Raw genomic sequence first — 14628 nt, forward strand, 5'->3', positions numbered from 1 at the left:
TCTCGGACGCCTGCCCTCGCAAGCGTCTGGGGACAGTAAACGCTTCTAGGGATTAAAGAGGCGTGAGGGCCGGGGCCCACGTCCTTAAGATGCCGTAAAGATGCAGGTAGAAAGCACTATTGCGGCTGCAGTGCGCCTATACTCGACCTCGCGAGCATACAGTGGCGTCCTCACCGCGTATGCACGCATGGACAACGCTTCAGAAAGGCTACGCTATGCAGCGCGACGCATCGGACACTCGCGTCAATCCAGACCTCATCCTCAAGGCAATTGAGAAAGACGAGGTCGCCGATGACGCTCGAACCAGCCGGGGACACCTCAAGATTTTCTTTGGCTACGCTGCCGGCGCAGGCAAAACCTATGCGATGCTTCAAGCCGCCCACGCCGCCAAGCGGCGAGGTGTTGACGTCGTCGCGGGGTACATTGAGCCGCACGAACGTCCGGCAACTGCCCATCTTGCACAAGGGCTTGAGAACGTGCCCTGTAAACTCATCGAGCACAACGGCATTGCGCTCAGCGAGTTCGATCTAGATGCGGCTATCGAACGCGCCCCCCAGCTCATCCTTGTCGACGAGCTCGCCCATACGAATGCGCCGGGGTCTCGCCACGACAAACGCTATCGAGACGTCGAGGAACTTCTACATGCGGGCATCGACGTCTATACGACCGTGAACGTTCAGCATATCGAGAGCCTAAACGACATGGTTGCATCCATCACCGGCGTTGTCGTGAGCGAACGAATCCCCGACCGTATCTTCGATGATGCCGACCAGGTCGAGCTCGTCGACATAGAGCCCGAAGACCTACTTGAGCGCCTTCGCGCCGGCCTCGTCTACCGTCCCGCGCAAGCCGCCCGAGCGCAACAGCATTTTTTTACCGTCGAGAACCTCACCGCACTCCGAGAAATCGCGCTGCGCCGCTGCGCCGATCGCACCGGCCACCTCACAGACGCCGCACGCGTGCTGGGAAACCGTGACTACTACACCAGGGAGCGTATCTTAGTCTGTGTCTCCCCGGCGCCGACCAATCCCCGCATCGTCCGTGCCGCCGCGCGCATGGCGAAAGCGTTTCGCAGCGAGCTCGTCGCCCTGTTCGTAGAGAGCCCGCACACGCAAGCCATGAGCGATAATGAGCGTACCAAGCTTGCAGCCAATATCGCCCTAGCCGAGCAGCTCGGAGCACATATGGAAACCGTCTATGGCGACGACATCGCGTTTCAGATCTCCGAGTTCGCGCGCCTGTCGGGTATTTCGAAGATCGTCATGGGGCGCACGGGCGAGCGCAGCAGCGTCCGTCAGGCCCTCTTCGGCCGCAAATCTCTCGTAGAACAGCTCATATCATTCGCCCCGAACCTCGACATTTACATCATTCCAGACCAGTCGACTCCGCCCTCCCGGTCCAAAGGACGCCGCCGTGCACTCGCCCTGCAGCCGCCCAGCAGCCGAAACGTGCTTCGCACGCTGGCCCTCTCTCTTGTCGCCACGGCGATCGGCACGGCTTTCCGCCATCTGGGATTTGCCGATTCCAGCATCATATCCCTCTATATCCTCACGGCCCTGCTGACCGCCGTCACCACGACGGGGCGTATCTGCACGATCGTATCGAGCGTGCTCTCTGTAGTGCTTTACAACTTCTGCTTCGTCACGCCTCTGTTTTCGCTCGCCAGCTACGACCGAAGCTATCTGGTCACGTTCGGCATCATGTTCGCTACCGCTATGGTCGCCGGCGAGTTAACTGCGCGCATCGCCGACAACGCCCGTACCTCCGCCGAGAACGCATTCAAAACGCGCGTGCTCCTCGAAACGAACCAGCTCTTGCAGCAAGCCCATAGCGCGGAGGAGTGCGCCCGCGTCGCCATGAACCAACTCATCAAACTGCTAAAACTCGACGTGGTCTTCTACACCGCCGAACACGGCACGCTCGGCAAAGCGCTCTATGAGTCCGCTGACACCGAAAACCGATCCGCGTCGCTGCTCACCGACTACGAGCGCGCCGTTGCAACCTGGACCTACACCAACAACAAGCGCGCGGGCGCAAGCACGCGGACCCTGCCTGAGGCGCGCTGTCTCTACCTCGCGGTTCGCACCGGCGACAAGGTATTCGGTGTCATCGGCATCGCCCTGGAGAGGCGCGAGATCGAAGCCTTCGAGCATTCGATCGTCCTATCTATCGTAGGTGAATGCGCCTTGGCGCTCGAAAGCGACCGGGCGGCGCAAGAGCGCGAAGAAGCTGCGGTCTTAGCGAAAAACGAGCAGCTGCGCGCCAACCTTTTGCGCTCCATCGGCCACGATTTGAGGACGCCCCTCACGGCTATATCCGGATCTGCGGCAATCCTTCGGAAGAGAGACGAGAAGCTCAGCCTCGAACAACGCTGCGATCTTGCCGATGCCATCTACGACGATTCCCTCTGGCTTATCGATACCGTGGAAAACCTCCTCGCCATCACACGCGTCGAGGACGGCACCATTCGCCTCAACTTAACATCCGAGCTCATCGACGAGGTCATCGAGGCCGCCCTCAGCCATGTCGCCCAAGCATCGCATGGACGTGCCGTCACCATCGAGCACACTGACGACATCCTGCTGGTACGCATCGACGTCCATCTCATCATGCAGGTGCTTACGAATCTCATCATGAACGCCTTCAAATACACGCCCGAGGACTCGACTGTCACCATCAGCGCACGTCGCGAGGGTGAGTTCATCGTGGTGGACGTCGCAGACGATGGGCCGGGTGTAGCAGACTGCGACAAGCCTCATATCTTTGAGCGCTTCTTCACCTCAAGCAATACGCGGCCCGTGGATTCGCGTCGAAGCATCGGCCTTGGGCTGTCGCTCTGCCGCTCCATCGTGGAGGCGCATGGCGGCGTCATCGAAGTTCGCGACAACCACCCCCATGGGGCCGTCTTCCGTTTTACCCTGCCTGCCGAGGAGATCGTGATTCATGAATAATGCCGCTAAGCCACGCGTCCTCTTGGTCGAAGATGACCTGACCGTTCAAAACCTCGTTTCGACCGCGCTTGACCTTCACGGCTATGTCGTGAGCAAGGTTTGCAACGGCCAGGCCGCCATCATGGATGCGGTGTCGCACGGCCCCAGCCTCATCATGCTCGACCTCGGCCTTCCCGACATTGACGGTATCGAGGTCATCACGAAGATCCGAAGTTGGTCGGCAGTCCCCATTATCGTCATTTCGGCGCGCACCGAAGATTCCGACAAGATTGCAGCACTTGACGCAGGGGCAGACGACTACCTCACCAAGCCCTTTTCTGTGGATGAGTTGCTCGCGCGCGTCCGTGCGAATTTGAGGCGCTCCTCGATGGCGTCGAGCGAGTCGACAGAAGCGAGCACGTTCGACAACGGTCCGCTGCATATCGACTACGCCGCGGGATACGCGACGAAGGACGGACACGAGCTCTCGCTCACCCCAACCGAGTACAAATTACTCGTCCTTTTGGCGAAAAACGTCGACAAGGTGCTCACCCACACTTTCATCACCCGCGAGATATGGGGCACGAGCTGGGACAGCGATCTGGCGAGCCTGCGCGTGTTCATGCGCACCCTGCGCAAGAAGATCGAGGCAGACCCCTCTCACCCCAAGATGATTCAGACGCACATGGGTGTCGGGTACCGCATGCAGCGTCTCTAGCCCACCCCACAAAAAGTTGCGGTGGAATACGGAGTAGATAAGGCCTTTGATAGCCAAAACAGTCCGTATTTCACCGCAACTAATGGATGGGATATGTTAGAGACCCAAATAGGCAGTCATACCTTCGACGGCAAGCTTGGCGCCTGCCACGGCATGAACCACGGTGAGCGGGCCGTTAACCACGTCGCCGGCGGCAAAGACGCCGGGCACGGTGGTCATGCCGTTCTCGTCGACCGAAAGCAGGCCACGATGGTCGGTCTCTAGGCCGCCCGTTGTAAGCACAAGCTTGTCTTTGGGCACCTGCGAAGCTGCAATCACAACTGTGTCGGCAGACGCATGGTCGAGCTCCTCCTCGTAGCCCACCACGTTGTTGTCCTCGTCAAAGATAGCCGTCTCGAACACCGGACCGTTATCGTCGATGGCGCAGATCGCCTTGCCGCACACAATCTCGGCACCGTCAAGCTCGGTCAGCTCGACCTCGTCGTCGATGGCCGAGATATGGCGCGAGCGTGCATACACAGTGACCTTGCGAGCACCCGAACGCAGCGCCGTGCGGGCCACATCCATGGCCACATTACCGGCACCGATGACCGCCACGTTCTGCCCGATCGCCACGCTCGTGGGATCGACCAGGTAATCGATACCAAACAGCACGTTGCCGCGCGACTCGCCGGGAATGCCCAGTTTGCGGGCACGCCAGGTACCGGTACCAACAAAGACCGCATCGTAGCCGTCGCGCAGCAGGTCGTCGATATGCAGCGCGCCACCGATGGTGGTCGAGGGGCGCACGCGCACGCCAAGCGAGCACATCACATGACGGTACTTTTGCACGAGCGCACGGGGCAGGCGGAACTCGGGGATACCGTATTCCAGCACACCGCCGATCTCGGGGCGCTGTTCAAATACCGTGACGGCACAGCCCAGCTGGGCCATCTTAATGGCCACGGTAATGCCGGCGGGACCGGAACCGACCACAGCAATCTGTTTGCCGCACGACGGCGCGGGCGCCCACTCCTTACGATCCAAATACGCTGTTGAGATATAGTTCTCGATGCTCGAGAAATGCACGGGTGTGCCCTTGCGGCCCTGAATGCAAGCACCCTCGCACTGGCCCGAATGGTTGCACACCATAGAGCAGACCGCGCTCATGGGATTGTTCTGGAACAGCAGCTCGCCCGCCTCTTCTAGACGACGCTGTTTGAACAGGTCGATGACCTGCGGAATAGGCGTCTGAACCGGGCAGCCCTTAATCTGACAGAACGCCCTTTTACAACCTAGGCAACGATTCGCCTCTTCGACAATGTGGATAGCCACGCAACTCCCCTTTTTAATGCAATCCAATGGGGGCGACGATAAAGACCCTTCACCGCCGCCCCCATACAGGTAATCTCAATCTGCCGACACGGCAAAAGCCAATGCTATAACTCGCGATGAGAAGCCCCGCAGCGAGCAGACATGTGCTCGAGTGTCGCCAGGCAGTCAGCCGCCGTCGCCGGTACGCTGTTCTCGACCACGCAGGGAATCCCAGGGCAGGCGGCAGCCGCCCAGGCCACCACAGGCTCAAAGTCATATCGTCCCGTCTCGCCCACGCCATGACACACCAGGCGCGAACCCGTACCGTCGCACCATCCGGCTCCGTCCTCGTTATCAACGATCTCAAAATCCTTGGCGTGCAGCACGCGAATCTTGCTGCCGCATAAATAGAGCATGCGCGCGGTGATTTCCTGCGCTTCGTCAACGACGCTGGGGTGCAGCAGCGACACTGGGTCATAGATCACGCCGAGCGACGGGCTCGAGACGCGCTCCAGCACCTCACGGCAGCGATCTGGAGTGTTGACCGTCTCGTTCCAACCGGGCTCAATTAGAACCTGACCGCCCACGGCCTCGGCCCGATCGCAGACGTGTGCGAGTCCGTCCATAAAAGCCTCGAGTGCCTCATCAGTCGTGCGGTCGTCAGCAACGCGGTTCTGCGCATTGGGGCGACCGGTCTCGGTACCCACCGGGCATCCGCCGAGCATCTGGGCAAAGTTCAAGCACGCCTCGTACTCGGCAAAGTTATCCATGAGCTGTTGGCGATCGGGCGTCGCCAGATTCTTATAGCAGCCGAGCACGGCGACCGAAACGCCCGCCTCGTCGAGCACCGCACGCAAATGGTCGGCAAGCTCGCGGGTCAGGCCGCCTCGATCGATCCCCATCGATGCGTAGAGCACCTTGCTCGGCAGCTGAATGCACGAAAAGCCCAGCTCTCCCGCCATGCGAATGCGTTCCTCGACGGTTCCCTGCGGAAGGTCGTGCAAACGTACGCCCGGAGTAATAGCCCCCACGTTATTCACATCCCTTATGAGCGTTGATGCCCGGGGTGTATCCGCCAAACGGGTCCTCGATGGAGCACACGCCCGAGGGGGCGAGCGGATCGCGCTTACCGGCCAGCTTGTCGTGATGCATGGTCTCGATATAGGCAAGCACCAGCGGCGCCACACCCTTTGCATCATTTTTGACCACGGGCTCGCTCATGTAGTAATCAAACGTGCCCTCGCGGTGCGCGGTGTTGCCCAGGCCCGCAACCAGGCAGATGTTGTCGAGCGCCAGCTGCCCGTCATACTCGGACAGGCAGGTCTCGCAGATGCCGTCGAAGGCGCGACGGCCGTACTGGTAGTAACGCTCGCCCAGCACGCCCAGACGCACGCCCTTCATGATGGCGTTGGCAAAGATGGCGCTGCCTGACTCCTCCAGGTAGTTGGGGGCGATATTAGGCAGGTTGATGACCTGGTGCCACATGCCGGTCTTCTCGTCCTGATACGGCAGCATGGCATCGATCAGATCGTGGAACATCTTGCGGATCTCGTCCTTCTCGGCCGACATCGAAGGCGGCATAAGCTCCCAGGTGTCGATGAGCGCCATGGCAAACCAGCCCTCGGCGCGCAGCCAGAAGTTAGCCGAAAGGCCGGTGACCGGGTCGCACCAGAACTGTTTGCGGCTCGCGTCGTAAGCGTGATAGTACAGACCGTTGAGGGGGTTGCGCATCAGGTCATGCACGACCTGGAACATATGGAAGCTGTCCGAGCAGGCACGACGGTTGTGGAAGCTCAGCTCGTACTGCATGTAGAACGGCTGGGCCATATACATGCCATCGAGCCAGATCTGGTTGGGATAGACGGCCTTGTGCCAAAACACGCCTTCTTTGGTGCGCGGCTGGGTCTCGAGCTGGCGGTAGATGGTGTCCATGGCGGCACGGTACTTGGGCTTGCCCACCAGGTCATAGAGCTTGTAGAGGGTCTTGCCCGCATTGACGTTATCGAGGTTGTACTCCTGCGGGTTGTAATGCTTGATGGTACCGTCGTCCTGGACAAAGAAATCGATGTAGTCATCGGCAAAGGTCAGGTAGCGCTGCTCACCCGTGATCTCGTACAGCTCGATGAGCGCCTTGATCATGCAACCGTCGATATAGTTCCAGGTGTTCTCCTTACCGGCGCGAATCTTTTCGATATTCCAAGCCGGCGCCTGCGGCGTAGAGGTTTCGATCAACTGCTCGATATAACGGTCCAGGATTTGATTGCAACCCATTGCTGTCCCCTCTGACATAAACGATAGGTGAACGTTACCCCTAGTGTAACGCGAACGGGGAATATAGGGTGAACGTTAACCCTATATTCCCCGCAAACGGCAGACTTTTAGCGGCAAACGGCGGTGAGACCCGCGGCGATGCGATGCGCCAGGCGCTCATAGCCGGCAGGACTGTAATGCAGACCGTCCGGCATATAGAGCTCGCGGTGCTCCGGCAAAAACGGGCTGATGCCGCTTTGCGCATACAGGTCAATCACCGGAACGGAGTAACGGTCACAGACCTCCAGCATCGCTCGCACGTAGGCGTCTTGCGTCAGACCCAAATGGTTCGCCTCATCGCTTGCCGGGATATCCTTCTCGTGCTTACCACTCGTCTTGCATGGCGTCATAAACACGAGCTTTGCCTGAGGTGAGCGCGCCGTGATGGTTCGGATCAGATAGTCGACCGCACCATAGAACTCATGCGCATCGGTGCTGCCCAACTCGCCAAGCGGCACGTTGCGGCTAAAGTCGTTAACGCCGCCAAAGACGATGTAGATATCGGCCGCATCGTCGATACCGTCCAAGCGCTCGACAAATGAATCGGTACGGTCGGCCTTGATGGCGATACGCGAACCCTTGATGCCAAAGTTCTCGACGACTGCACCTCCCAGCAACGCGCCCAGATGCGAAGTCCAAGAGATGTCGTTGCCGCCTGCGCCGCATCCGTTATCCCCCCATGTGGTCGAATCGCCAAAGCAGCAAATGGTCGATTCACTCAAACTCTTCGTTTCCATAATCTTCTCCTCATCCGCCCATCGGCAGTCATACAGGAACGTACCGTTTATTCGCAGCATGCCGAGGGGCTATGCACGGGCGCATTCCGCAACGTGCGAATCGAGCCATTCGATATCCTCGACAAGATGTGCCACGCCCAGATGGTGTTCACCCGGACACACCTCGTGCCGCAGGTCATCTCTGCGACCCAGCAACTTGTAGGCATCGCGCACGATCTTGAGCTGCTCGTCAACATTTTTCAGCCCGCGCGAACCGTTCAGATGATCTTCTTCGCAGCTTTGCACTAACAACGGACGCGGCGCAATAAGCGAGGCAATATCGCCCATGTCGAGCAAGCGCCAAAGTCCGGGTGTGTAGTTGCAGCTGCAATTGCCGTTGAGGTGCAGCAGCGAATCATCGACACCGTACAAGTAGCCCGAGACAAACGTCTTGCATACGCGTGGGTCGAGCGCCGCCAGATACAGCGTCATGTATCCGCCGCCCGAAAAGCCAAAACAGCCCAGGTCGTCCATGGCAATGTCGCCGCGCGCCTCTAGGTAATCGATCAGACGCATGTTATCCCAGGCGTTGAGGCCCGCAACGGTAAGTCCCAGCGGCTCGGCCATGCGCGCCTGGTTTAGGCACGTGCCGCGCAGAAAGCTGTTCTCGTCATCGCCCTGACCCTTCCAGTCACGACGGTATCCCCAACCGCGTGCGTCGGGGCAGACGGTCACGTAACCCATACGCGCCAAACGCAGACCGTAGTCGTAATTGAACTTACGCACAGCATCATCGACCGCCGGCACGCCCGTCACGCCCGCAACACTTGCGGAGCCTGCTCCCTGATGGCCATGCGGGCAGATATAGCAACGCTTAAGCCCCCGTCCATCAAGCTTCGGATGAGACGGCTCCAACAGGTAAAACGGCATCCACACATCGTGCTCAACCTGCAGCATCGCATGAGTACGCACAATGCCGCCGGCAACCCGCACGCGGCTGAGCTCACGAATCTCAATCGGGACGCGGTCCATAAGCGAAAGGCCCAAAACATCGTACAGACGAGTCCTGGTCGCAATCTTCCATGCCTCAAAATCTGCAGGAGTCTTGCCCGTAAAAGCAGCCGAACGTCCCTCGCGCTTCAGCCGGGCACGCAGCGCAGGCTCGTCTTCGCAGTACGTCTCGATGTGCACGGTGCGGCCATTGGCAGATAGCCCAGCCGTCTCCACCGCATCACCGTCGCCGCCCTCGGGATCCCAGCCGTCCGCACCGGCAAGCACCTGTTCGCGGGCGTACCCGGCGGCAGCCATCACATCGAGTTTATTTGCCCACGGCACCCAGTCGGTAGTATCACCCGCCGGCCCATGCAGGATTGCGCCAGCATACTGCGCGCAGCTGTGCGCCGCCGGCTTATTCCAATCCCACCAGCCTTCGCGCTTGATATGTCGTCCCAGCCAGCAATCGATCAGCGCAGTTTGCGCCCATTCGCGCCAAGGACGGCCCAGGTAGACCGAATCCGGCGCCACGCCATCCGGAGCTGTAAACGAACAACCATGAAACACAAATCCGTACGGCTCGCCTTTAGGCGTGGAGGCTGCCGTTACATACCCGTTGACATCCATATCGCGGTTGAGCGAGCGGATCTCGCACCCCTCAAAATAGGCACACGCGCCACCAAAGATAAAGTCGACGTCGCCCTCAATCCGGCAGCGTCGAAAATATTGACGGCCCACCCGACGCGGCGCAAACTGCTTGGGCCCAATGAATCCGCCCGGTTTGACTTCGCGCGGGGGCAACGGGCCCAAAAACAGCGTGTCCTGGCGCCCCGTAATGCAACAGGCGTCGACCACCAAACGGTCACCGTCGGCGTACAGGGCAATCGCCTGCCCCACCTCGCGACCGTCGCCGGCATCGTTGACGATTGTGAGGTTCTCGAGCCGCACGTCGTCGGCATCGACCAAAACGGTATAGGTCCTAAAGGTGCCGAGCTTTCCGTCAATGCCCGATCCGTCCCCCGAGGGCATCTTGGCGCCCAGACTGCCCACGATACGCACGCTGTCAGCCGTCTCGCCCACCAGCGTCACATACGGTCGATGAATCTCGACCCGTTCGCGGTACTCACCCGGCTCGATATGGATTGTCACCGGTTGCTCGGCATCCGGATAGAGTTGATCGGCTGCCGCCAAGGCATCGGAAATCGTTGGATATGCTCCTGCCGCAGCCCTCGAAACGCGCAGTGTATAGATGCTTTCGCTCATCGTCCATCACGCTCCCAAGCAGCAAACTGCTCAGGCCAGCCCTGAACCTGTGGCTGAATATGCTCGGCGCAGCCCTTAAATACCGTTAGGGCCGTAGCGAGCGATGCCCCATGCTTTCCATGCGGAAAGACATGTAGGCTAAAGCCAATCCCGTGGTCGGCAAGAGCCTGCGCAAGAAGGAGGCTATTTTGAACTGACACCGATGCATCCTCGGCGGTATGCCACAAGAACGTACGAGGGAAGCCCTCGCCCACCATATTCTCGATTGACAACTTTTGAGCCAAAGCGTCATCGGCACCCGTTAGGTGTTCAAACGAACCACGATGAGCATAGGTCCCCGAGCTTACGACCGGATAGCCCAAGCAAAGTGCGTCAGGCCGAATCGACTCAGGCGATGCCGCGATCGACTCTGCAAGCCAGAATTGGTCCCAAAGCGCCCCGAGCAAGCCAACCAGATGCCCACCGGCCGAAAAACCCATGACCGTAATCCGATCAGGATCGACACAGTACTCTGCCGCATGGCCTCGGACGGTATCGACCGCCCGCGCGAGTTCTTGCAATGCCAGCGGATAGACAGCCGGAGCAACCGAGTAGTTCAGCACAAACGCTTGGTAGCCCATCGCCAACAAACGGAGCGCTACCGGCTCGCCTTCGCGCGGCGAAACGTGATCGTAACCGCCTCCTGGCACGACCACAACTGCAGGCAGCGGTTTTAAAGCATAAGCATCTTCGGTCGGGGCAAAAACATAAGACGCAATCGTGGCAGACGAGCCATCGACCCCGACAGGAATCGTTTTATTGAGCATGTATTCCCTTTCACCATGATGCGTAGCGCAGCGCACACGGCCGTATCGCACAAGGGCTGCATTGCCGATTTATCCGACAATGCAGCCCTGGTCATCAACCCGAGTTAGGAACGGACAACCTTGTCGACGTTCTGGAGCTGCAGCTCCTCGCCGTCCTGGCCCTCAATAACCACATTTTGCAGGTCGAGTACCTTGACGTTTTGCGCAATGATGCCCTGGCGCACCATCGGCTCCACACCACAGGCCATGGCCGGAACAAAGGGCTCAGCATCGTCGGCAAAGGTAACGTGAACGTCTTGGAACGTCAGACGTGTCACCTTGCTCTCGGGCAGACCCGTGATATAGGCCGCGGCAGCATGGCAGTTGGTGGCCTCGATATCGCAAAACGTCGTGGCACCAAAGCTGGGCGTGCGGTCGTCGACGGGCAGCGCCTCGCGAGACTGCACGTAGTCGGTCTTGCCGTCCTTGTCGCAGAAGTAGAACGAGTTGACCACGAAGGGCGTAAGCACCTCGTCCATACGAATGTGCTCGAAGGTGATGCCCTCGTTAACGGCGTCCTTGCCGCGACCGCGGCGGGTCTTGACGCGCAGGCCGCGGTCGGTGCGCTCGAACAGGCACTTACTCACGGTGAGGTCCTTGATGCCGCCGGCGGCCTCGGACCCCAAGACCACAGCGCCGTGGCCATCGTGCATGTAGCAGTGCGAGATCAGCACGTCGTGCGTAGCGGGGCGAAGCTCGGGCTCAATGCCCAGCTTGCCGCTCTTGACGGCGATGCAGTCGTCGCCCACCGAGAACTGGCAGCCCAAGATGCGGACAAAGCCGCAGCTCTCGGGATCGAAGCCGTCGGTGTTGTGGGAGTTCTTGGGGCCCTCGATGGACAGGCAGAGCGCATCGACGTGCTCGCACAGGATGGGATGGATATTCCACGCCGGGCTGTTGCGCACGGTGAAGCCGGCCAAGCTCACGTTCTCACACTCGGACAGGAAGATCATGCGCGGGCGGGCGATCTCGCGGCCCTCCTCGGGGCGGAAGATATTCTTAAAGTCCTTGTTCCACCAGTTATCCTCGGCAAAATCGGTCTGGCCGTCGATGGCGCCGCGGCCATAGATGCACACGTCGTGCACGCTCAGACCCGTAAAGGTCGAGCAATAGGTCGAAAAGCTCTCGCCCTCCCAGCGGCCCAGGGGCAGCATATCGGTGCCGGCATACCCGGTGCCCTTGTCACCCGTGACCGTGCCCGGAATGTAGGCAAGCGCCGCGCGGTCGTGACGGGCCAGCAGCATCGCGCCCTCGGCGAGCTCGATGTTGATATTGCTCTTAAGGAAGAGGGACTTGATGCGGTAGTTGCCAGCGGGAATCAGCACGCGCCCGCCCTTGGGACAAGCCATGATGGCAGCCTGGATATTGGTGGTGTCATCGTGCTCGGCATCGCCTTTGGCGCCGCAGTCGCGAACGTTGATGGTAAAGGGCTCCGCGGGCGTGGTGACGCCCACACTCAGCTCACGCTCGCCGCAGACAAAGCGGACGAGGTTGCGCTTGCCGGGAACCAGGCCGTCAACATAGGTCTCGACCGTATTCGTGGTACCGACGGGCTCATCGTTGACAAAGATCTCCCACGTATCGGCACAGGTAAAGTAGCCACCGTCGTCGAGCTCAATAACGGCCGCGCGGGCGTTGCGCCAGATAACGTTCGTCTCCATGGGTCTCTCCCTCAAATGTAATCAGAAGTTCATACTACTCGTTTTTAAAAAAGGGCCGCACCCGCCGGTGGATCTCCGGTGGCACGGCCCTGTGGTTTGGACGATGCGCCTGCCCTACTCGGCGGGAATTACGCTGCCGTCCTGGAAGCCAACGTTGTTATGAGCGAAGCAGTCCTCGTACTTGAAGCCGGAGAGCTCCTCGCAAAGAGCCTTGACCTCGGGCTGGACGTCGGCCATCTTGCCGCCCTCCTTGACGCGCTTGATCTCGTCGCAGAGGATGTCGCACTGCTCCTTGTCGATCTTGATGCCGCGGGCAAGGACAGCCGCGAGCAGGAAGAAGCCGGCGCAGCCGATGAGCATGTAGCCGCAGATGTACAGAGGCACGGTGGCGGGCTGGGTTACGGCGTCGCTGTTGCCGGCGGTCTGAATGAAGCCGGAGGCAGCAAGGACAATAGCCCATGCGTTGACGGCGATAGCCTGGGCGATCTGCTGGCAGAGCTGCTGAGCGGAGCTGTAGATGCCCTCGCGACGACGCAGGGTGATGAGTTCATCGACATCGGGGATGTAGTTGAGCAGAACATCGGGCAGGTACTGGAAACCAACGTAGAAGAACTTCCAGATGGCGAAGATGATGGGGTAGGCAATCATGGCGATGGCGACCGTGGAGGTGCCGTTAATCTGACCAAAGGCGAAGTAGTTGTAGGCGATGATGCACGCAGCGCAACCGACGTTGGCCAGGTACCAAGACTTGTGGAAGCCCTTCTTGGCCATGAGGGCAACCCAGATGGCGGTGCAGACGATAGCGACGACCTTGCCGGGCATCTCCATCACGGACTCATAGGACTTAGGAATCTGCAGGCAGTAGACGATGAAGAAGGACAGGCAGGCAGACCAGCAGGCAGCAGCGAGCTTCGTGGAGACCTGTGCATACAGGACCTTGCGGAAGGACTTGTTGCGGAAGGTAGAGACAACGTCGATGAAGAACTTCTTGATACCCTCGCCGACGCTCTCGATCTTCTCCTGAGCCACCTCCTCGGGGGTGTGCTCCCACGTGGACAGGTACACGCACAGCAGCGAGATTGCCATGACCGAAGCGTTGACCGTAGCGATGATGAAGTAGCTGAACGGGTTGGTCTCGCCGAAGGTGCCAAAGCCAAAGCCGACGAGTGCTGCCATCAGGAAGCCGGCGGCGTTACCAAAGAGGTGCTTGTAGCCGGTGAGGTACGTACGCTCCTTGAAGTCGTCGGTCATCTCGATGGTAAGCGGCGACAGGTTGGCGGTGCAGAACGTATACGCGACGTTGTAGATCAGGTACAGCACAAAGTAGTACGGGAAACCGAACGGCGTAGCCACAAAGATGAGCGGCTCGGCGACCATCATCGGGATTGCCAGCAAGATCCAGAAACGGCGGCGGCCAAAGATACGGCCGATCTTGGTAGCGTAGAAGTTATCGGCCACAAAGCCCATAAGCGGGCACAGAATGGCGTTGAGATAGATGGCGAACGAGCTGATCAGCGCAGCCTCGCCTGCGGACAGGCCGCACTCCGTGGACAGGAACAGCACCATGTAGCTGTGCGTAAAGGTCAGGGCACCGGAGTTGAGCATGCCGCCCATACCAAAGCCCAAGCGCGTCCAGAATGTGATCTTGCGCTTTTTACCGATCTTGTTAGTCATCGAGCTCCCTCTCTTTTCTCGATTGTCTTGGAACAAGACATTGGAGTCCATACCGACGTCTGTCTGCATGCCGTTCAGGGTGAACGTTTATCTAGATTATGCGCGATTGCTTATGATAGGTGAACGTTCACTTGTATATTATCCTTGAACGGTCGTTTTTTGCCGTTGAACGGGCCTGAAAATGAAAAAATCCCTGCATTTTTGATTATCAAGTCGATTCAGCAC

The 14628-nt window shown here is 59.4% G+C and carries 10 protein-coding genes; 2 read left to right on the forward strand and 8 right to left on the reverse strand.

Annotated features, from left to right (window positions below; all coding sequences use genetic code 11):
* Nucleotides 1-215 precede the first annotated feature (215 nt).
* Both AAAX36_RS02130 and AAAX36_RS02135 read left to right on the forward strand, forming a co-directional pair.
* Entirely contained in the window at nucleotides 216-2951 is a 2736-nt protein-coding gene (locus AAAX36_RS02130) for a sensor histidine kinase KdpD (protein WP_349073837.1), read from the forward strand.
* Nucleotides 2944-3648, forward strand: coding sequence for a response regulator transcription factor (locus AAAX36_RS02135; protein WP_349073838.1), 705 nt, complete (start codon nucleotides 2944-2946; stop codon nucleotides 3646-3648). The genes AAAX36_RS02130 and AAAX36_RS02135 overlap by 8 nt, the downstream gene beginning before the upstream one ends.
* A gap of 96 nt (nucleotides 3649-3744) precedes the next feature.
* Here the strand turns inward: AAAX36_RS02135 and AAAX36_RS02140 are convergent, their stop codons facing one another.
* The 8 genes from AAAX36_RS02140 to AAAX36_RS02175 form a co-directional block, all read right to left on the reverse strand.
* Complete coding sequence (locus tag AAAX36_RS02140; protein WP_349073839.1) at nucleotides 3745-4962, reverse strand: FAD-dependent oxidoreductase; 1218 nt, start codon at nucleotides 4960-4962, stop codon at nucleotides 3745-3747.
* Nucleotides 4963-5066: 104 nt separating this feature from the next.
* On the reverse strand, nucleotides 5067-5972 hold the full coding sequence (locus AAAX36_RS02145) for a sugar phosphate isomerase/epimerase family protein (RefSeq protein WP_349073840.1): 906 nt from the start codon (nucleotides 5970-5972) through the stop codon (nucleotides 5067-5069).
* A 1-nt stretch (nucleotide 5973) separates the two neighbouring features.
* Nucleotides 5974-7212, reverse strand: a complete 1239-nt coding sequence (locus tag AAAX36_RS02150) for a glycoside hydrolase family 88 protein (protein ID WP_195543847.1) — start codon at nucleotides 7210-7212, stop codon at nucleotides 5974-5976.
* A 107-nt stretch (nucleotides 7213-7319) separates the two neighbouring features.
* Nucleotides 7320-7988, reverse strand: coding sequence for an SGNH/GDSL hydrolase family protein (locus tag AAAX36_RS02155; protein ID WP_349073841.1), 669 nt, complete (start codon nucleotides 7986-7988; stop codon nucleotides 7320-7322).
* Nucleotides 7989-8057: 69 nt separating this feature from the next.
* On the reverse strand, nucleotides 8058-10223 hold the full coding sequence (locus AAAX36_RS02160; protein ID WP_349073842.1) for a pectinesterase family protein: 2166 nt from the start codon (nucleotides 10221-10223) through the stop codon (nucleotides 8058-8060).
* Nucleotides 10220-11029, reverse strand: a complete 810-nt coding sequence (locus AAAX36_RS02165; RefSeq protein ID WP_349073843.1) for an alpha/beta hydrolase — start codon at nucleotides 11027-11029, stop codon at nucleotides 10220-10222. The genes AAAX36_RS02160 and AAAX36_RS02165 overlap by 4 nt, the downstream gene beginning before the upstream one ends.
* Before the next feature lie 104 nt (nucleotides 11030-11133).
* Entirely contained in the window at nucleotides 11134-12729 is a 1596-nt protein-coding gene (locus tag AAAX36_RS02170) for a glycoside hydrolase family 28 protein (RefSeq protein WP_349073844.1), read from the reverse strand.
* A gap of 114 nt (nucleotides 12730-12843) precedes the next feature.
* Entirely contained in the window at nucleotides 12844-14403 is a 1560-nt protein-coding gene (locus AAAX36_RS02175) for an MFS transporter (protein WP_195239582.1), read from the reverse strand.
* Nucleotides 14404-14628 lie beyond the last annotated feature (225 nt).

The organism is Collinsella sp. CLA-ER-H10 (assembly GCF_040092475.1).
Lineage (GTDB): Bacteria > Actinomycetota > Coriobacteriia > Coriobacteriales > Coriobacteriaceae > Collinsella.

Bases quoted from the DNA above. Each gene is read 5' to 3' on its own strand.
- AAAX36_RS02130 (WP_349073837.1), top strand. From the start codon at position 216: ATGCAGCGCGACGCATCGGACACTCGCGTCAATCCAGACCTCATCCTC.
- AAAX36_RS02135 (WP_349073838.1), top strand. From the start codon at position 2,944: ATGAATAATGCCGCTAAGCCACGCGTCCTCTTGGTCGAAGATGACCTG.
- AAAX36_RS02150 (WP_195543847.1), bottom strand. From the start codon at position 7,212: ATGGGTTGCAATCAAATCCTGGACCGTTATATCGAGCAGTTGATCGAA.
- AAAX36_RS02155 (WP_349073841.1), bottom strand. From the start codon at position 7,988: ATGGAAACGAAGAGTTTGAGTGAATCGACCATTTGCTGCTTTGGCGAT.
- AAAX36_RS02160 (WP_349073842.1), bottom strand. From the start codon at position 10,223: ATGAGCGAAAGCATCTATACACTGCGCGTTTCGAGGGCTGCGGCAGGA.
- AAAX36_RS02165 (WP_349073843.1), bottom strand. From the start codon at position 11,029: ATGCTCAATAAAACGATTCCTGTCGGGGTCGATGGCTCGTCTGCCACG.
- AAAX36_RS02170 (WP_349073844.1), bottom strand. From the start codon at position 12,729: ATGGAGACGAACGTTATCTGGCGCAACGCCCGCGCGGCCGTTATTGAG.
- AAAX36_RS02175 (WP_195239582.1), bottom strand. From the start codon at position 14,403: ATGACTAACAAGATCGGTAAAAAGCGCAAGATCACATTCTGGACGCGC.